General features: G+C 40.1%; 19 protein-coding genes. 16 read left to right on the plus strand and 3 right to left on the minus strand.

Annotated elements, in window-relative coordinates:
* Positions 1-136: 136 nt before the first annotated feature.
* The 8 genes from DAHG_RS07665 (at position 137) to ruvB (ending at position 9,949) form a co-directional block, all read left to right on the plus strand.
* The gene (locus DAHG_RS07665; RefSeq protein WP_022937757.1) at positions 137-1,900 is read left to right on the plus strand and encodes a hypothetical protein; all 1,764 of its coding nucleotides are present in this window, start codon (positions 137-139) and stop codon (positions 1,898-1,900) included.
* 19 nt (positions 1,901-1,919) lie between these two features.
* The gene (locus DAHG_RS07670) at positions 1,920-3,260 is read left to right on the plus strand and encodes a hypothetical protein (RefSeq protein ID WP_022937758.1); all 1,341 of its coding nucleotides are present in this window, start codon (positions 1,920-1,922) and stop codon (positions 3,258-3,260) included.
* 8 nt (positions 3,261-3,268) lie between these two features.
* Positions 3,269-4,999 (plus strand): hypothetical protein, encoded by a 1,731-nt coding sequence (locus tag DAHG_RS07675; RefSeq protein WP_022937759.1) that lies wholly within the window; start codon positions 3,269-3,271, stop codon positions 4,997-4,999.
* Positions 5,000-5,011: 12 nt separating this feature from the next.
* Complete coding sequence (locus DAHG_RS07680) at positions 5,012-6,751, plus strand: hypothetical protein (protein WP_146211932.1); 1,740 nt, start codon at positions 5,012-5,014, stop codon at positions 6,749-6,751.
* Positions 6,752-6,874: 123 nt separating this feature from the next.
* The gene (locus tag DAHG_RS07685; RefSeq protein ID WP_022937761.1) at positions 6,875-7,627 is read left to right on the plus strand and encodes an exodeoxyribonuclease III; all 753 of its coding nucleotides are present in this window, start codon (positions 6,875-6,877) and stop codon (positions 7,625-7,627) included.
* Entirely contained in the window at positions 7,624-8,259 is a 636-nt protein-coding gene (locus DAHG_RS07690; RefSeq protein ID WP_022937762.1) for an HAD family hydrolase, read from the plus strand. The genes DAHG_RS07685 and DAHG_RS07690 overlap by 4 nt, the downstream gene beginning before the upstream one ends.
* Positions 8,260-8,343: 84 nt before the next feature.
* Complete coding sequence (gene ruvA, locus DAHG_RS07695) at positions 8,344-8,928, plus strand: Holliday junction branch migration protein RuvA (RefSeq protein ID WP_022937763.1); 585 nt, start codon at positions 8,344-8,346, stop codon at positions 8,926-8,928.
* A 7-nt stretch (positions 8,929-8,935) separates the two neighbouring features.
* Entirely contained in the window at positions 8,936-9,949 is a 1,014-nt protein-coding gene (ruvB, locus tag DAHG_RS07700; protein ID WP_022937764.1) for a Holliday junction branch migration DNA helicase RuvB, read from the plus strand.
* 15 nt (positions 9,950-9,964) lie between these two features.
* Here the strand turns inward: ruvB and DAHG_RS07705 are convergent, their stop codons facing one another.
* Entirely contained in the window at positions 9,965-10,315 is a 351-nt protein-coding gene (locus DAHG_RS07705) for a DUF3792 family protein (protein ID WP_022937765.1), read from the minus strand.
* 57 nt (positions 10,316-10,372) lie between these two features.
* Here DAHG_RS07705 and DAHG_RS07710 point away from each other — a divergent pair, with 57 nt between their 5' ends.
* Positions 10,373-11,029, plus strand: a complete 657-nt coding sequence (locus tag DAHG_RS07710) for a DUF421 domain-containing protein (RefSeq protein WP_022937766.1) — start codon at positions 10,373-10,375, stop codon at positions 11,027-11,029.
* Here the strand turns inward: DAHG_RS07710 and DAHG_RS07715 are convergent.
* Positions 10,992-12,293, minus strand: coding sequence for an oligosaccharide flippase family protein (locus DAHG_RS07715; protein WP_022937767.1), 1,302 nt, complete (start codon positions 12,291-12,293; stop codon positions 10,992-10,994). The genes DAHG_RS07710 and DAHG_RS07715 overlap by 38 nt on opposite strands.
* Before the next feature lie 64 nt (positions 12,294-12,357).
* Between DAHG_RS07715 and DAHG_RS07720 the strand changes: the two genes are divergently transcribed.
* The 6 genes from DAHG_RS07720 (at position 12,358) to DAHG_RS07745 (ending at position 18,339) form a co-directional block, all read left to right on the plus strand.
* Complete coding sequence (locus DAHG_RS07720) at positions 12,358-12,657, plus strand: post-transcriptional regulator (RefSeq protein WP_022937768.1); 300 nt, start codon at positions 12,358-12,360, stop codon at positions 12,655-12,657.
* Between the two features lie 40 nt (positions 12,658-12,697).
* Positions 12,698-14,257: a single-stranded-DNA-specific exonuclease RecJ gene (locus tag DAHG_RS07725; protein WP_022937769.1), complete on the plus strand. Its 1,560-nt coding sequence runs from the start codon at positions 12,698-12,700 to the stop codon at positions 14,255-14,257.
* Positions 14,258-14,311: 54 nt separating this feature from the next.
* The gene (locus DAHG_RS07730; RefSeq protein WP_022937770.1) at positions 14,312-14,827 is read left to right on the plus strand and encodes an adenine phosphoribosyltransferase; all 516 of its coding nucleotides are present in this window, start codon (positions 14,312-14,314) and stop codon (positions 14,825-14,827) included.
* A 46-nt stretch (positions 14,828-14,873) separates the two neighbouring features.
* Positions 14,874-17,075, plus strand: a complete 2,202-nt coding sequence (locus tag DAHG_RS07735; protein ID WP_022937771.1) for a RelA/SpoT family protein — start codon at positions 14,874-14,876, stop codon at positions 17,073-17,075.
* Between the two features lie 176 nt (positions 17,076-17,251).
* Positions 17,252-17,791 carry a chromate transporter gene (locus DAHG_RS07740; RefSeq protein ID WP_022937772.1) on the plus strand — a complete coding sequence of 180 codons (540 nt, stop codon included), beginning with the start codon at positions 17,252-17,254 and terminating at the stop codon, positions 17,789-17,791.
* Positions 17,791-18,339 (plus strand): chromate transporter, encoded by a 549-nt coding sequence (locus tag DAHG_RS07745; RefSeq protein WP_022937773.1) that lies wholly within the window; start codon positions 17,791-17,793, stop codon positions 18,337-18,339. Before DAHG_RS07740 ends, DAHG_RS07745 begins: the two co-directional genes overlap by 1 nt.
* 46 nt (positions 18,340-18,385) lie before the next feature.
* Here the strand turns inward: DAHG_RS07745 and DAHG_RS07750 are convergent, their stop codons facing one another.
* Entirely contained in the window at positions 18,386-19,105 is a 720-nt protein-coding gene (locus DAHG_RS07750) for a GntR family transcriptional regulator (RefSeq protein WP_022937774.1), read from the minus strand.
* 253 nt (positions 19,106-19,358) lie between these two features.
* On the opposite strand from DAHG_RS07750, the gene DAHG_RS19070 reads away from it, so the two are divergent.
* On the plus strand, positions 19,359-20,108 hold the full coding sequence (locus DAHG_RS19070) for a PTS mannose/fructose/sorbose/N-acetylgalactosamine transporter subunit IIC (RefSeq protein ID WP_022937775.1): 750 nt from the start codon (positions 19,359-19,361) through the stop codon (positions 20,106-20,108).

The raw sequence follows: 20,108 nt of genomic DNA on the forward strand, positions 1-20,108 counted from the left end.
GGAGTTTTTATTATCAAGGAATTTTTCTTGTAAATAATGGGTAGAAATCGTATATTATAATTAAAGAGAGGATTATTGGGCTTGACGATAATATTTAAAACAATCTATGTATGTACATGGAGAAAGGGGCATTTTTATGAAAAAACTGTTTCTCGTTTTATGCCTAATCTTATCAGGCTGTACAAAATACGAAGACCCATCTATCAGTGAAAGTCACAAGCTGCCGGAAGAAACCGCAACAAACAGTGAAATTGAAAATAATAATGAAACCATTATCGCGCCATCAGCGGATAATGAGAAAATAGATTATAAAGCAATGCTGGATGCGTTAATTCATGATGAACGCGATCAAAGAGCGGCTGATTTATTTGATGAAATGGTCTCAAGCCGTTATGATAATGCGGTATTCACAGCTGTCTTTGCTGACCAGCAGACACAGGTGCAGAGCTTTGATATAAATCAAATCACTCGATTTTTCAGTCTTTTGAAAAATGGTGAAATCATTGCCCTTAATGAATCACAAACGGTAAAGGATAATGACTTAAAAATTGATCTTATCGCATCTAATGCGATGAATCAGCATATTCATTGTCAGTATATTTTTAATGAAGCTGACCCATTGCTGATATTAATGGATAATACGGATGAATATCAGATTCATTTTAAATCGGCATTGGATGAGCCGATGTATAATTATTTTCAATTTCTGAAATTAGGAAACGATGTAGATGCTGATGATGCTGATAATTATGAAAAACAATTTATTAATGAAACCGATATAACAGCAGAATATGATAGAACAGCATATCTATTCAAAGAGAATCTAAGCTTATCCGAGGGGTTAATCAGAAAATCACACAGTGATACGTATGGTCAAAACCCAAATGATCTTAATCGGATTTTAGCGATGTTATTCTATACTGGAGAAATGTCGTCAGCGCCTTCTTTTGATGAGGGAATATTTCGATATATTATCCTGAATCATGAATCAGAACGCATCATCGGCGGTGATGTGGAAGCTCTTTCTGAAATAACTTTTATGCGTGATGGCGTCGAAGAAACAATCAGTTTAGATCGGCCGATTGCCGGGTACAGTATTCTGATGAATGGTGAAGTTTTCCGATCCGCATATCGTCAATTATTCAATCAGGAGTTCAATTGGGATGAATCAAAGTCATATCACAGCGGTGCTTTGGGCCGTGACGGTTATGGCTACTTTGCAGATCATGATCTCTATTATTATGCGTGCTATTGCTTGGGTGCTGTAGGCGGATATGCTGGCTGGAATCTGCTGATTGAAGATGTGTTGGAAAATGATTCGATGGTTAATATCAAGCTGCTTGATTTTTATACAAACTATGATTGGATTGGCAATGATAATTATGCCAAGCTTTATGATAAAGATTGGCAGCCGGTAAGCATTGCGGAGTTAGGGTGGGCAGAAGGCTTACCGCTCAGAAATTTTCTTTTGGATCATCGTGACCGTTTTTTACAATGGGAGGTAAAATTGCTGCATCGAGAGGATGGCAGCTATGCTTTTCTATCAGCGTCGTGCCTCAATCAAAATGAACCTTATATCATGAATGAATCAATGATTGAAATTGTAAAGAAACCAATGGGTCGTATATCATCAAGTGATTTATATTTGATGCCGCAGTTTACAATATCGGGATTGGATGCTTATCTGATTAATCAAGAAATTGCCGACAGCAGTTCTTCAGTCCGCGGCTTCATAGTCGAAAATGATGGTAAACAAGTAACCGTAAAGGCTATCGACCGCTATTTATTGCCATTCAAGTATCAGTATCTATATTTTGTGAAGGCTTCTTATACTTACGATAAAACGACTCAGGCATTTATTAATGCAGAGAAGATTTTAGCTTGGAAGCAATACTACTAAATCGAAAAGGGGGATTGTCATGTGGAAACTGCTGCTTTTGCTTGCACTGTTTATTGGCGGCTGTTCAGTATCAATTAATTCAAATCAAAGAAAAATTGAAAATCATGACTTAAACATGAAAATTGCCAGCCGCTGGATTCAAAAGAATTCCGATATCAATGAATATTCAGATTTTAACTTAGTAAGGGCAACAATTCATTCACCGATTCTGATGCCTGAAGATAATGCTTATTATTTCAGCGATGAGGATTGTTACCGTGATTTTATAGGTTTTTATTGGCGTGATGAACCAAGCAATTTTGACCTTGCCATATATAGTTTTTTCTATACCGGTGAATTTACCAATCAGCCTGAGGAAAATACGTTTAAGTTCATATTTAAGACTACGCCGTATAATATAACTATGGATAATTCCTATAACATGATTACTGATATCAGTTATCTAGAAAATGGCGAAGTAAAAAATTTTCAATCCGATATTGAAATTGGCGCTGACAGCCGTTTGATAAAGGGAGATGTATTTCGCAATCGCTACTTTGAATTGTTTAATTGTGATGCACCCTTTGATGAATCACAGAGCTGGTCACTGACAGATTTAGGTACAACCTATGGTTATATTCATGGCGCGGATATGTACTTTTACAGTCACATTGCGGCAGGTATCGTAATGCCGGGATATTCCGGCTACAATCTTTTAATTGATGAAAAGAATGAAACCGGTAATGAAATAGAAGTATCGGCCCTGCTGTTTTACAGCGAAACAGAATTAAATGAGAAAAATGATTGGGATTCAGGGACACATACTGTTATTTACAAGGCGGATGGCTCAAGACTCAAGCATGCCGATACGCAAAACTGTAATGAAGAATCGCTGAAGGAATGTGTCCTTGCGAATAAGGAAGATTTTAAACAGGTAACTTTGCATATCCTGCACCGTGAGGATGATACGTATGCTTTGCTGTCAGCCAAGATTTTTAATGAAGTTCTTGAAAGAGTAGAGCTGAATGATCCATCTCAGCCCATTATTATGGTTTATCGTGATGCACAAGATTCATGCTTAATCCCGAGTTATAAACAGGCTGTTCCACAGTTCAATCTAAGTGGCAGTGCTGCTTACAAAGTGAATAATTATATTAAGAATACATCAGAATATGCTGGCTATGAAATAGAAATAAATGATCAACAAGCGATTCTGCGATGTTATGCGGAAAATGATTATAATACCCCAAGTAACAAGGCGCTGATAGTGAAGCATGAATATATCTATGATCTAACAACAAAACAGCTCCATGATCAACAGGGGTTTGTATATGGCATAAAAACATTTAAGGAATATCTTGAATATAGTAAAGTGCGTTAGGGGGAAGTATGAAAACATTAAAAATGATCCTATGTTTATCCTTATTATTGATTGGCTGTGCTAAAGAGAAAAGTCAGCCGGTCATGAAATATGGCAGCTCACTGACCGAATTGATTGAAAATGATACGGATCAAAGGACAGCAGAGCTTTATCAGCAGCTTGCAAATAAAGAATATGTCTCAACTGCTTTCAGTTATTTTAACAGTGGCATGATGAACAGTGTTGAATTTGATAATGCCGATAAGCTAACCGAACTCTTTGATTTGATTGAATCGGCAATCGTTGATTTGAATTATTATGGCCCCGGCAGAACCATTCAAGAACTGGATGCTGCCAATTCCTTCTTCATCATCAGTGCGGTGGATGCGATGGGTGAAACCTCTCAATTTACCCTTTATGCCATTGTACCTCATGTGCTGAGAATTAAAGATAATTCTAAAGATTATCTGATTGATTTAGGCGCAGATTTTAACTTATACTCTTTTTTTGATTTTGTTTATGTAGATACCCAACCGAAATCAAATGAATTAATGGGTAAATGGATCTGGGCAAATGCCGATACACCGAATATCTACGACAGTGGAAAGGCATTTAAAATTGATGATTGGCAAGCGAATAATTTTTATCTACAGAAAAAAGATTTAAACTATGACAATGATTTAGATTCTTTTGATAAGGCAATGAATGCAATTATCAATTTAGGCAGTGTGCCAATCCCGCCAGAACCCTCTTTTGAACTATTTATTTATATCATGAAAAACTATCCGAACATACACGCAATATATCCCGATTTGACGGTTACCAGTGATGAAATTCATTATCTTGATGGTGATGAGGAAAAAACCATTCACTTAGCCGAGCCGATTCCTGCAAACTCTACAATCATGAGCGGCGAGCAATTCAGGGCTGCTTATCGTGAATTATTTGACCGTGAATCAAGCTTTGATGAATCTACTTCATGGTACTATTCACCGCAATGGTTTGTGAGCGGACAATATATTAAGCATGAGGATCTATATGTGTACTATGTTTATGCTGACGGTGCAGTATCTAATGATTATACAGGCTGGATCATGAGGATCAATGATCAGCATGAACGGGAGGGTATTGCTATAATTGAAGCATCAGTGGCTTATACTGAGATAAAAGATAATGTTCAGAAAGGCAGAACTGACTGCTTCCTCTATCGTCAGGATTACTCTTTAATTGATGCTTCAACGATTAATTTATCCCTCAATAAGCTTGATGAGCTTCTAAATGTTTTTAAGGATGATTTATTGCAGCTTGGAATTAAATTAAAAGCTCATGCTGATGGAACCTACTCGATTGTGTCCATAGAAACATTGAATGAGCGGGATGTAATGCAGGTTATTGATTCCAGTAAGCCAATCATCAATGTCTATAAAGTCTCAGATAATGATTGGACACCAATTCCACAATTCAATCTCAGCGGTACGCTTGCCAGAGAGGTTAATGAACAATTATATTATCACAGCAATTATCAAAAGGATAAATATAAATTAAAAGCTTATGAAGACGATCAACAGGCATATATTGCTGAATTAGATAAAACTAAGTTAAACGATGAGCCAATCAGCGGCTATCGTTATGATAAAATTACCCATGAGCTTACCGATTTTAATGGTTCAGCCATCACTTTTGGTTATCTTGACCAATTCGGTATTACAGAAGATTATCGTTTATATCATGATTTTAATATCGATAACTGCCGTCGATAAGGGGGAATTGACATGAGGAAAATAATGCTGTGTTTACTGCTTATTCTATGCGGCTGTCAGCATCAGAATGAGAAAATTGATGATCCGCAGGATACGAAAGATATTTCTAATGATGAAAACATTCAGCTTAATGCAACATCAAGTGACAGTGATATTGAGAATCAGAACGATGAAAAATCAGAGACATCGTTAGAGGATTGTATAAAAAATGATTTTGACCAGCAAACCTTGGATTTATTTAATGATATCCGAAGATATGAGTATGATGAACTTACCTTTGAATTATCAATAGGCAATCGAAAAAAAGCTGAAACCATTGCTGATCCTGAAAAAATCAGTGATTTCTTTAAACTGTTTGATATCGCTGAACCCATAAGTTTTAATCAATACTTTCCGGATTATTATAATCAAGATAAAAAGATTCATGCCGATGTAAAATTGCTTACTCAGGATAACGAAGAAATTAATTGCCGGCTCGCGATTGGTTTAAACAATCCAAGTTTTATAATGTGTGATGCTTCCAATACTGAGTATTTCATATCTTTTTCCAATGAATTTCAAAAAACATTTGAAAATTATTTTGATTTTATTAATCTGGGCGTGAGTTTAAAAGGACCAGGAGAAGTGGGTGCTTATGAAAATCAATTTGCTGAGGCATCAGCCAATACGCCTTATCTAATCAATCAAGATGAAGTTTATCCTCAATTAAACATCGGCGGTGATCTGATTATAGATAATAAATTTACCTTTGATGAAACTGATCCGCTGCGCAAAGCTTTATCTTCAGTTTTTATAACAGGAAGTTTTAATGGTACTTTTCATGATATTGGCGAGGCTTATCAGTTTATCATGCTTAATTATCCAACAATACCAATTACCAGCAATTGTTATGAAAAAGATGGTGAGACGATAGTGATGGATTGGGGTTATTCGTTGTCTGATCAAACACGAATTATGCCGGGTGATGAATTCCGTGCGCATCTAAAGGAAGTAACCGCACAGACATTTACTGAAGCTGAAATGAGGTTAGCAGGCTATATTGAAAAATATGATTGTTATGAAATACCTCATGATAATGTATTTAGATATGAAAACTGGCAGATTCTTGTCACTCAGCAAAGCGTTGAAAATGATTTTATATTTGTTGACGCACTAGCTTTCTATACTGAACCAATCATGCTGAACGATCAGCCGCGCATCCTGATTTATGATCAGAATTGGAAACCATTAAAACGTTCAGAATTCAATTATTATGAAGGAATATCGTATGGGGAAGCATTGCTTGCTAATCAAGATCGATTTACGCATTGGACATTTAAAATAAAACAAAAGGAAGATGGTGAACTTATTATGGTGGAGGCGGCTCATGACGCAGTAGATACCAAAAGCGGTTTACTAGATCCTGCTTTGCCCATAGTAAATGTTTACCAAAGTAATGGCTTATATGAAGGGAAATACACATATCCTTCTAATTACCAACAAGCGATGCCGCAATTTAATCTAAGCGGTTATTCAGCCTATTTAATCAATCATCAAATTCAGATGATGCGTGGAACAATTAACGGTTATATCATTGATGAAGATGAGGCAAAAATCGAAGTAAAAGCGATTCGGCGTGATTTAAAGGGTTATGACAACGGCAGTGAATTTGTCTATTATCCCGCAGCGGTATTCATTTATGATAAAGCGAACGGACAGCTGACAAGTGACTTGGATTTGGAGGCTATGAGGATTGTTGAGGTTTTACAATAATGTTTGCAGTTAATCTTATGCAGTGCTCAAAATGTTAATGATAAACCTATAACTCAATGAGCATTTAGTACCTATTTCACTGTACTTTATAGTATAATAAAATCATTACTTGGAGGTTTTGTTATGAAATTAGTCAGTTGGAATGTCAATGGGCTTCGCGCCTGTGTAACGAAGGGTTTTTACGATGTGATGAAAGAGTTAGATGCTGATATTTTTTCCATTCAGGAATCTAAAATGCAGGAGGGTCAGCATGACTTTGCGGCAGATGGCTATCACATTTATATGAATAGTGCTGAAAAGAAAGGGTATTCGGGAACGATCGTTTTTACTAAGCAGGAGCCGCTTTCTGTAAGCTATGGAATCGGTATTGAAGAACACGATCATGAGGGCAGGGTAATTACCTGTGAATATGAGAAATTCTATCTGGTGGACTGTTACACGCCAAACTCAAAGGAAAAGCTTGCCCGTCTTGATTACCGCATGGTTTGGGAAGATGCCTTCCGCGCTTATTTAAAACAGCTGGAAAGTAAGAAACCAGTTATTTTATGTGGGGATCTTAATGTTGCTCATCAGGAAATCGATTTGAAGAATCCATCAAGCAATCGTCAGAATGCTGGTTTCTCTGATCAGGAAAGAAATAAATTCAGCGAATTGCTGGCGGCTGGATTTATTGATACATATCGCTATCTTTATCCGGACAAGGTTGAATATTCTTGGTGGAGTTATCGCTTCAACGCGCGTAAGAATAATGCCGGATGGCGAATTGATTATTTTGTGATTTCAGATTGCTTAAAGGATGCGGTTAAGGATGCGAAAATTCATACGGATATTGTCGGCAGTGATCATTGTCCCGTTGAATTGGAAATCGATCTATGAGTTTTCTGCATATTTTTGATATGGATGGCACCTTGCTTGATTCTATGCATTTGTGGCGTGATATAGATCATCGTTATTTGGCGATGCATCACATTACTTATACAGATGAACAGCTGGATGTGATTAAGAACATGACCAACCGTGAATGTGCCGATTATTTTATCAAGACCTTTCATATCGATAAAGCCCCGGCAGTGATGATGGCTGAATGGGCGGCGATGGCAAAGGCCAGTTATGAGCATGAACTGCAGCTTAAGCCATTTGCGGCTGATTATTTAAAGCTCATTCATCAGCGGCAGGATCGAATGATCGTGGCAACTTCCTGTGATGTCCAATTTGCGTCAGCCGCTTTAAAAAGACTGCATGTGCTGCATTATTTTGAACGCATCATAACTACTCATGAGCTTGGTATCGGTAAGGATAAATCGGCTTTTTTTACTCAATGCGCTAAGCTGATGAACGCTGAGCCAAATATGTGCATTGTCTATGATGATTTGAATACAGCCATCTGCAGTGCGGCCGCTGCCGGTATGCAGACGATAGGTGTTTATGATGCCAGTTCTCATGATGACCAGCATTTATTGAAGGAAAATGCGGCAAGGCTGATAAAAAGCTTCAAAGAATTACTATAAGGCGTGGAATGCGCCTTTTCATATTGGGACAAAGATAGACTGTAAAGGCACCTAGTTTCATGATATAATAAGGCAGGTGATAGCATGATAGCATTTGTGAAAGGAATCGTATTCAGAACCTTAAAAGACTATGTAATTTTAGATAACAACGGCATCGGGTATCAGATTTTCACACCGAATCCGCAAAGCTTTCAGTATGGCAGTGAGGTAACCTTATTTACTTATCAGCATGTTCGTGAGGATGCAATCCTGTTGTTTGGTTTTGCTAAATGGGAGGAATATGAGCTGTTTCTCAGATTGATTGAGGTAAAGGGTTTAGGCCCTAAAACCGCGGTAAACATTCTTAGTGTCAGCTCAGCGGCCCGATTGGTTGAAGCCATCGAACAAAATGATGTGGCTTATCTTAAATCAATGCCAGGCATCGGCGCTAAAACAGCCCAGCAGATCGTATTGGATCTGAAGAATAAATTAGTTGTCGTAGAAAGCGAACTGGGCGGTAAAAAAGAAGTGCTCAGTGACAGCCTGCAGGATGCGAATGACGCTTTGTTGGCATTGGGATATAAACAAAGTGAAATCAATAAGGTATTAAAACAGGTGTCAGCCATGGAATATGCAGGCAGTGATGAGGCAATCCGTTTATCACTGAATCTGCTGGCAAACAGAAAGTGAGAGACTTATGGAAGAAAGATTAGTATCAGCTGAAGAAAGCAGTTTTGATGAAGATGCGTCACTGCGGCCTAAAACGTTGGATGAATATATCGGCCAAAAGGATCTGAAACAGAATCTGACAATATTTATTCAGGCGGCGCTGCAGCGGAATGAAGCGTTGGATCATGTTCTGCTTTATGGTCCGCCGGGTTTAGGCAAGACGACGCTTTCTTATATTTTGGCAAATGAAATGGGAACCCAGATTCGTACAGCCAGCGGTCCTTCCATTGAAAAGGGCGGTGATCTGGCAGCGATTCTGTCAACGCTTCAGCCAGGTGATGTTTTATTTATTGATGAGATTCACCGGCTGCCAAAAGCAGTAGAGGAAATTCTTTATCCGGCGATGGAGGACTTCTGCATCGATATCGTCGTCGGCAAGGAATCAACGGTGCGTACAATTCGATTGAATCTGCCGCCTTTTACCTTAGTCGGCGCGACAACACGTGCCGGTGATCTGACAGCCCCTTTGCGTGACCGCTTTGGGATCGTTTCCCAGCTGCAATTTTATGATTTGGAGGATCTGTCACAGATCGTTCGACGAACAAGCCGGGTGATGGGCAATGCTATTGATGAACAAGCTGTATTAGAAATAGCCCGCCGCAGCCGCGGTACACCGCGTATTGCTAATCGGCTGTTCCGCCGCGTCCGTGATTTTGCACAGGTGATGAATAATGGCATCATCGATCAAAAGATTGCCGCTATGGCTTTGGATCGTTTAAAGGTTGATCATCTTGGCCTAGATCATGTCGATCATCAATATCTTAGAGGCATTATTGAACGCTTCAGCGGCGGCCCGGTAGGACTTGAGGCAATCGCTGCTTCTATCGGTGAAGAAGCCATGACACTTGAGGATGTCTATGAACCGTATTTGCTGCAGATCGGTTTTATTAACCGTACACCGCGCGGCCGTGTTGCGACACCTAAGGCATATGAGCATCTTGGTATTTCCTATCAAAAAGATCTTTTTGGTTTTGATGACTAAAAAGATCTTTTTTCTTTATCGGTTACTGATAATCATTCCCAAAATACAGCCGATACACAGACAGCAGCACTTTAATATTACGCCAAGAATCGGAAAGAACGCTTTCTCACTGATCAGCAATAATATGATGAGCAGAACCGCCGCTGCCTCCAATGCATAGAGGAAAGGCTTGCGGTTAATTTTGATACCGATTATTGATCCGGCACCAAGATAGCATAAACAACCAAGAATCAGTGATGTAAGCTTCATGCTTTTTGGTGAAAAAAGGCCAAAATGGAATAAGAGTGCAAAAATCAGCGATAATAAAAATGTAGATCCAAGCAGGATGCCAAATGAAATTGAAATAGTTATTGCTTTTTGTTTCATGATTCACCTCATTGTAGGATATGAAAAGAAAAATCAATTTATGCTGGGAGGACGTTTATGAGCGAATATTTCACCTTAATCTGGAAGTGTTTCTTCTTTTATTTTGTTATTATTTTTGCCCTGCGCTTAATGGGCAAGCGTGAAGTCGGCGAATTAAGTGTTTTTGATATCGTTATCTATTTAGTTATGTCAGAATTACTGGCATTATCCATCACTGAAGCTGATGATTCCATCTTTAAAGCACTGGTGCCTTTATTTACCTTGGCCTTTCTGCAGATTCTTTTATCGCAGATACTATTGCGCTTTCAAAAAGTCCGCGACTTTGTTGATGGCAAACCGGTAATTCTGATTGATCATGGCGTAATTAATCAAAAAGCCATGCGCAAGGAGCGTTACAGTATCGATGATTTGATGACCCAATTGCGGGATAAGAATATCGGCACCCCGGAAGAAGTTGCTTTTGCGATTCTTGAAAACAGCGGTTCACTTTCTGTACTGCCAGCCAACTGCAATCATATGAAATATCCTTTTCCTTTGATTCAGGATGGCGTTATGCATCATGAGGTCATGGATACCTTAGGTGTTAATGAAGCCGAGTTATTAAAGCTCTGTAAGGCAAATGGGATTGATAAGATTGAAGATTGCTTTATCTGTCTCTATCAGAAAAATGGTTATTTTATGCTGAAGAAGGCTCCTTCCACAAGTAAAAACTAACTCTGATTGCATGCATGAAAGTAGTAATCAGCATGGAGGCAGTCAATGCCAGCGGCAGCGCTGCTTCATTTAATACAGGTGTTAAAAAGGTAATGATCAAGAGGCGAATGACAGACCCGCTCAGGGTATCGATCATCGCCTTTTTACTTTGTCCAAACGCGTGCAGCATGCTGGATAAAACCGGCTGCAAAGCATAGAAGGCAAATGGCCATGCCAATGATTTTAAATAAGAGGAGCCCAATGTATTGTGATAAAACAGATTAAGGCATTGATCGGTAAAAAAGAAGGAAATGGCCGAGCAGCTGAAACCGATCAGCAGACAGATCCAGAAAATAACATTGAAGATTTTCATACCGCGCTTGCGGTTGCCATGGCTTGTCTCATACGTAAAAGAGGGCAGCAGCGTGTTGGCCAAGGTGACAGTAATGAATGAGGGCATCGTTAAGATCGGCAGCACATAGCCGTTTAACTGTCCATAAGTGGCAACGATTGACGATGCATTGCTGACACTGAGCACCATCAGCATCGGTTCAAGAAAAAAGGTCAGTGAGCCGATTAATCTTGAGGAAGTCATTGGAATCGATACCCGCAGTATCTCATCAAAGCTGGCCCTATTCAGCTTTAAGATCAATTCGTTAACCGGAAAAGCGGCCGTCCTTTTAATCATGCAGAAGATAAACATATAGAGTGAAGAACCGCATTCACCGACAAATACGCTGAGCATTGCAATTTCGGCCATTCTTACCGGCGTCATAACTGGCGCGTTGGTAAAACTGATCAATAGATAAATAATGCGGAAGATTTCCTCAAACATTTGGGAAGCACAGGCGCTGACATGTTCCTGCTTGCCCTGCAGATACCCTTTAAGCAAGCCGGACAGCGTCACCATCGGAATCATTGGCAGCATCGCTTTCATGACTGGAATTATTTGAGCATCCTTTAAGATGATCTGCGCTAAAAAAGGGATCAGCAGCATAAATAATGTGATAACAATAATATTATTCACAAGTGAAAGGATGATGCTGGTCAGCAGTGCTGATGCTGAGGATTTACTCTGCGCGATCACTTTTGATAAAGCGGCCGGAATTCCCATTTGGGCAATGGTAATAATGAAAACCAGCGTTGGTGATGCCAGGGAATAGATATTCATCGCATCCGCACTCAGCGTCCGGGCCAGATAAATTCTTACAAAAAAGGACAGTACCTTAGCAATCACTGAAAAGATGATTAAAAGAATTGTTGATTGAATTATTTTATTTTTCAAAATTACCACTCCACATTTATGAGTATATGCTATATAATAGACAAGTATGATTGGAGGGGCTTGAATGGAGAAGTTTGATCTTCAGCAAAATTCACAGATTGATTTAGCAATCGCGATTAAAACAAATCAGCTGCGCCGTGAATATCTCGAGTCGCTTACCGCCAAGCAAGTCAGAGATACTTTATTCGGCTTTATATGGTCTCTTCATACGCCTAAGACTTTAAGTGAAGCTGTTGATGACATCTTAAAATTAAATGTCAATGAGGTTGTTGCCTTCCTGTCTAATCAGGCAGTCGTACTGGGAGCGCAGATGAGTTTGGATGAATTCAGTGATTTATTCGAAAGTTCAGGCATTCAGAAATGAATGTTTTTTCTTTTGTGTTAGAATAGAACCAGAGGTATTTATGAAAATAAACAATGAATTAGTAAAGATCGTATTAGACGCATATGATCTTGATGAAGAAAAACTGAATGAAATATTTAATGAGCCTGTCTTATCAAATCCATATGAAGCAAAGGGTATCCTAGAATGCGGCCGGATTTTGAAAAAGGTAAAAGATGAAAAAGAAAAGATTCTGGTCTGCGGTGATTATGATGCGGATGGCATCTGTGCGACAGCGATACTGGTAATGGCTTTGAAAAAGGCGGGCATTGAATGCGGCTATTATATACCTGATCGCTTAACTGAAGGCTATGGGCTGAATGTCAACACGGTGAACAATGCGTTAGCAAAAGGCTATAAGTATTTTATTACCGTAGATAACGGGGTAAAGGCCGTTGAGGCGATGCAGGCAATCAGGGCAGCCAATGCAACCTTGATTCTCACTGATCATCACAATTATGATGAAAGTGAAATTCTTTGTGACTGCTTTGTGCATCCTTTTAAGATGGATTCAAAGTTTCAAACGCTCAGCGGTGCTGGTGTCGCCTGTCTGATTGCCAGAATGCTGATGAAAGAGAGCCGGGAGGCGGTCATTCTTGCCTGTGTGGCGGCGATTGCTGACTGCATGCCGGTCTGGGGTGAAACCCGCTCACTGATTCGGCTTGGTTTAAAATATTTGAATCAGGGCTGTTATCCGGCCGTCAATCGATTGAAAAACAATCAGTTTGAACGCTGTGATGAAACGACGATCGGTTTTCAAATTGCTCCTAAATTAAACGTAACCGGCCGTTTGGCTGACCGTGCGAAGGCGAATAATACGGTGCGTTATCTGTTAAGCAATGATGAACGGCTGATTGACAGCGGGGTTGTTCAGATTAATGAATTGAATGAGATCCGCAAACAGATTACGATGGAAATGGTCAGCATTTCTGAACGCCAGCTGAGTGAAGCCTTCTTTCAGATCGTTCATGATGATACATTCCATGAAGGGGTTGTAGGTTTAGTCGCCGGCCGGCTGGCAAATCAGCTAAACAAGCCTTTTATGGTTTTAGCGCATAAGGACGGATTATATAAAGGCAGTATCCGCAGTGTTGAGGGTCTTGATCTGACCACCTTCTTTGACGGCTGCTTAGATTTATTGGAGGCTTATGGCGGACATGCGATGGCGGCGGGCATCAGCTTTAAAGAGGAAGCCTATGAAGAAGTATGTCATTATATTGAAGAAAACAGTCATGATTTTGTATATGAAAAGCCGGTTTTGAACACAATTAAGTTAGATGAAACCATGCTGACATTGGAAAACATTGATGCATTGAATTGTTTAAGACCTTTTGGCACTGGCTTTGAAGCACCGATTTTTGAAGTAAAGGTACAGATTAAAGAAGTGAAAACCATGGGCGGCAACGCGCATCTAAAGATTATCAGTCAGTTAAATAATGAGTATATTTTATTTAATGAAGGCGCGGGCGCTGAGCAGTATCGTCAGTGTACAGAAGTTGGTTTTATAGGAAATGTTTCAATCAACAGCTTCAGAGGCAGGCGCACAGTGTCAATGAATGTCATGGAATCTGTATTTTCTTGATGCAAAGCCGCTTAAGTTTTGATATAATGTAGAATATTGAAGGAGGCAGTTTTTATGGATTTAAAAAATTATATTGCAACCATTCCTGATTTTCCGCAGGCAGGAATTTTATTTAGAGATATTACACCTTTAATGGCGGATGGTGAAGCTTTTGCCTATGCGTGCAATGAGTTGATTGACTTTGCCCGTCAGGTAGGCGCAGAAGTAGTCGTAGGACCTGAGTCCAGAGGCTTTATCTTTGGCTGCCCGGTATCTTCTGAATTGAAAATCGGTTTTGTGCCGGTACGCAAGCCAGGAAAACTGCCAAGAGAGACGGTTTCTTTAAAATATGATTTAGAATATGGCAGCAATGAACTGCATATGCATGCTGATTCAATTAAAAAGGGACAGAAGGTATTGATCATTGATGACCTTCTGGCTACTGGCGGTACTGTTGATGCGACGATCAAGCTTGTGGAAGCAATGGGCGGGGAAGTTGTAGGCTGTGCTTTCCTGATTGAATTAACTGGTTTAAAGGGTCGTGAAGCATTAAAAGGTTATAATGTTAAATCGTTAATGAGTTACGAGTAAAAGGGGCTTCCCCTTTTTTTCAAAATAGAAATGTGAGGTGACAGGGATGGAAAATAAAAAAGCGACGTTTGACGATATTATGAATGAAGTTAAAAAATATATGGTCAAACCGGAAAATATCGATTTAATTACGAGAGCTTATGAATTTGCCAATAAGATGCATGAAGGTCAGTTTAGAAAAAGCGGGGAGCCGTATGTCATTCATGTAATTCAGGTTGGCTACATCCTTGCCACCCTGCGCTGCGGTCCGCAGACCATAGCGGCTGGACTGCTTCATGACGTGATTGAAGACTGTGAGACCAGTGATGAAGAAGTCAAAGCGATGTTTGGAGAAGATGTATTAAATCTTGTCGAAAGTGTTACTAAGATCGGTAATATTGAATTCCGTGATGAAAAGGAATATCAAGCCGCCAATCATCGTAAGATTTTCATCGCGATGGCGAAGGATGTCAGAGTTATTTTAATCAAGCTCGTTGACCGGCTGCATAATATGCGTACGCTTCAGTACATGACAGAGGAGAAGCAGCAGCGGATTGCCGCCGAAACGCTTGAGGTATATGCACCGATTGCGCACCGCTTAGGTATCAGTGAAATCAAAAATGAGCTTGAAGATTTAAGCTTCATGTATCTGAATAAGGAAAAATATTATGAGATTGCTCATTTGGTTCAGGTTCGCAAGGCTGAACGTGATGAACAGGTCAAGCTGATGATCAATGATATATCGGCGCTGCTTGATGAGCATCATATCCAATACCGTATCTTTGGCCGCAGTAAGCATCTTTACAGTATTTATAAAAAGATGACCAATAAGCATAAGCGGTTTGAAGAAATCCTCGATCTGCTGGCGATTCGCATCATTACCGATAATGAAACGAGCTGTTACGAAATTCTCGGTTATATTCATGCGACCTACCGGCCGATTCCAGGCAGGTTTAAGGATTATATCGCCATGCCGAAGATGAATATGTATCAGTCGCTGCATACGACCATCGTTGCTGATGAGGGCCATATCTTTGAGGTTCAAATCCGAACGGAAGAAATGGACGCTATTGCTGAAAAGGGTATTGCTGCGCATTGGCGCTATAAAGAGTCGCTGAACGGCGGCAAGGAAGTTCCGCAGAAGGAAATTGAAGAACAGCTGGCATGGCTGAAGGAATTCTCTGTAATGACAGGGGAGGGTGTCAGTGAAGATGCCATGGAGTATATGAATCTTCTGCAAAAGGATATTTTTGAAGCGAATGTCTATGTGATGTCGCCGAAGGGCAGAGTTATCGCACTGCCTAATGGCTCAACGCCGATTGACTTTGCTTACCGTATTCATACGGAAATCGGCCATAAAACAATCGGTGCCAGTGTTAACGGCGGCATTGTACCGTTGAACTATGTTTTGAAAACCGGGGATGTCGTATCGATCCGTACCAGCAATCAGTCTGCCGGACCGAGCGAGGACTGGCTGAAAATCGTGAAGTCTACGCATGCCCGCAATAAGATCCGTCAGTTCTTCATTAAACAGGAAAATGACCGCAAGCAGGCGGACGTTGATAAAGGCCGCGAGATGCTGAGCGATGAACTTATTAAGCGTAATCTTGACCCGGCACTTTACATGGATAAAAAACATTTGGAAGCCTTGGTAAGCAACCTCACCTACGCTTCACCGAATGATATGTATTATGCAATAGCTACGAAGTCACTGTCTGCTTCAACGTGTGTTGAACGGATGCTGACGCATAAAACCTCGACGATGGGTAACGATGATCTCGTTAAAATGTTTAACCGTCAGGAAACTAAGCGCCGCAATCCATTAAATAAGACAGGCGTTAAGGTAGCCGGTATTGATTCAATCTTAGTATCGCTGGCTGCCTGCTGCAACCCAGTGCCTGGTGATGCCATTGTCGGTTATATTTCAAAGGGGCAGGGTGTGAAGGTACATCGTGCCGACTGTCCGAATATCGCTAATGAAACAAGGCTCATTGATGTTGAATGGGAAGATGTGATTGACAATAAGGAATATGAAGCTAAGCTTGTTGTTCATTCCACCGACCGCAATTATCTGCTGAGTGATATTGTGACGGTGGTATCCCAATGCAAAGCGGGTCTGCTTCACGTTGATTCAAAGGTAGATGATGATAAAGTGACTGCCACTACTAAAATGAGCGTTGTAGTCAAGGATAAGGAACATCTGCGCAATCTGATCGCCAATCTGCGCAAAATCAACAGTGTGCGTACCGTTGAACGAGTGATTCAATAATTAAAGCTATCTAAGGCAGTACTGAAAAAGTGCTGTCTTTTTCTTTGTATAAATGATTAAAAAGCCGCTATGCTAATTAAAAACCGATAATTCTAAAATATTTACATATATTATTGATATTGTACGTACATTTTAGTATAATACGGGTAAATAAGAAGCTGAAAGGATAAAAACATATGAAAGAATATCTAGATTTATTTCTTATCTTTGCACGGATCGGCGCGGTAACCTTTGGGGGCGGTTATGCGATGCTGCCTATTCTGCAGAAGGAAATCGTACAAAGCAGGGGATGGGCAAGCGATGAGGAGATTATGGATTATTATGCGATCAGTCAGTGTACACCTGGCATTATCGCGGTTAATACCGCTATCTTTATCGGTTATAAATGCAAAAAAGAATTCGGTGCGATTGCTGCCGCCTTAGGCATGGTGTTTCCATCAATTGTGATCATTTTAATCATCGCGATGTTTTTAAGCAATATTATGGCTTATCCAATGGTGCAGATGGCTTTCTCAGGCGTGCGGATCGCGGTGGGTGTATTGGTTGTTCATGCGACGGTAACACTGTATAAAAAGGGCGTTGTTGATCTTGCTACCTTCATTATTTTCGCTTTAGTCTTCCTCGTTTTAATGTTCACCTCGATTTCACCGATACCGGTTGTTGTCACTTCGGCAATCCTGGGTATTTTGCTGCATAGCAGAAAGGATAAACAATAATGACACTTATCACATTATTTCTTGAATTCTTTAAGATTGGTCTGTTTTCCGTCGGCGGCGGTTTGGCAACACTGCCATTCCTCTATGATTTAGCGGATCGTTATGATTGGTTTACCCGCGTGCAGCTCATTGATATGATTGCTATCTCTGAAAGCACACCAGGTCCAATCGGTGTAAATATGGCCACCTTTGCCGGTTATAATACAGCGGGTATCATCGGCGGCATCACTGCCACAATGGGCATCGTTGTGCCGGCGCTCTTAGTGATCATCACGATTGCCAAGGTTTTGGATAAGTTTAAAGACAATAAGTATGTACAATCCGCATTCTACGGCATCCGGCCGGCTGTTGCCGCCTTGATTCTGGCATCTGCATGGAACGTTATCCAGTCCACACTCTTTCATGCGGGATCTGATCTTTTGGCGTTTTTTAATTGGCCGGCGCTGGCTTGCTTTGCCATCTTATATATCCTGCTTGTAAAATACAAAAAGCATCCAGTTATTTATATTGCCCTCGCGGCAATAGCGGGTATCTTCATCCCATTTTAAATTAAAAAGATTCATCACGTATAAAATGATGAATCTTTTATTTTGCTTAATTAAAAGATGAAAAGGTATATTCATAAAGATCGGAACGATAAAAGGAAGATGTGTAATAGAAGGGAATCGTAGTATCAACATAACGAATCGAAATACTGTTCAGGATCGCCCGATTGGTAGTCTGCAGAATTCTCAGCTGATCCTCATTTCCTTCCATAGCCCGAAGTCTTGTCAAGAAGCCAGTTATATCATAACCCAGCGATTCAATATAGCTTTCCAGTGATTTATCCAAAACGCTTAAATCAAAATGCTCAATGAATTTACGCGGAATATACGTATACTGCAGGGCAATCGGTGTATTATTGCCGGTTCTGAGCCGGACTAATGCATATAGTTCCTCACTGGCTTCAATTTTAAGCTCTTTGGCCACCTCAGGAACTTCTTTTGCTTTAATAATTTTAAATTCTAAAAGCTGACTGCCGGGAACCATGCCGATACTTTGCATATCCTCAGTAAAGCTTTTTTTCTTTTGAATATTGCGGTTAACCGGATGCCGGGATACAAATGAGCCTTTGCCGGGGGTTCTTTCGATAATGCCCATCAGTGCGAGATCAGAAAGGGCAGAGTGAACGGTCTGCCGGCCAAAATTAAATTTCTTTGATAATTCTAATTCCGATGGGATTTGATCGCCGATTTTAAAATGCCCATTGACGATTTCGGTCAGCAAATAATTTTCAATGATTTGCTTTTTAGATGTTTTCTTTGTTGTATTCATATTCCCTCCATAAACTTATATATCTATTTTAACCTATTTACACTTAAATTTATAGGTTTATTTGTAATTAAGTAAGGGTTTTCAAATATTCGTACATTTATTGTGCGTAATTATGATAAATGTATGGACATATTAAAAAATTAATGCTATGATTTGATTAAGCAAAGGATTAGACAATGAAAAAGAGGAGGATAGCAGGGGTTGACAAGACAAGGATAATTCTTTGATAGACGTAATTATACGGAGGTAAAATATGAGTATTACTACAACTTTTATTATTAGCTTAATTACCGGCCTAGCCTATTTACAGCGAAGAGTATTAGGTGACTGCCAGTTAGAGAGACCTTTGGTTTTAGGACCAATCATCGGTTTGATTTTAGGTGATTTCGGCACCGGCTTATTTGTCGGAGCTTCATTAGAACTTGTCTTCATGGGTGCTCAGGCCATTGGCGGCTCAGTACCTTCAAACGTAGCGATTGCCAGTGCATTAGGTACAACCGCGGCTATTTTGAGCGGTACTGGTTTAGAGGGTGCCATGGTCGTAGCGCTGCCGGTTGCGGTAGTCGCCAGTACCTTTGAAACCTTTGCCAAGGCTGCCTGCGCATTCTTCATGCATGCTGCTGATACTTATGCCAATAAAGGTGATTGGAAAGGTATCTCAATGATGATGTGGCTAGGCAATGGCTTGCATTTCTTAGCTTATTTCATTCCGACTTTCTTAGGTTTATATTTTGGCGCTGAATATGTTACCAACATCATGAACAGCATTCCTGCCAACATCATGGCGGGGATCAGTGCCGTAGGCGCATTATTGCCGGCTTTAGGTTTCGGTCTGCTGCTGAATAATCTGAGCACTAAAGAATATATGGGATATTTCTTTATCGGTTTTGCGATGGTAGCGTATATTCCAGCCTTTGGCGTAATGGGTGTAGCCTTCATCGGCATCGCATACTGCGCAGTCTATGTATTTAATAAATTGAATAAAGCGGAAGGAGATCTGTAA

Origin of the sequence: Dielma fastidiosa, assembly GCF_000313565.1 — a bacterium.
GTDB classification, from domain to species: Bacteria; Bacillota_I; Bacilli_A; order Erysipelotrichales; family Erysipelotrichaceae; genus Dielma; species Dielma fastidiosa.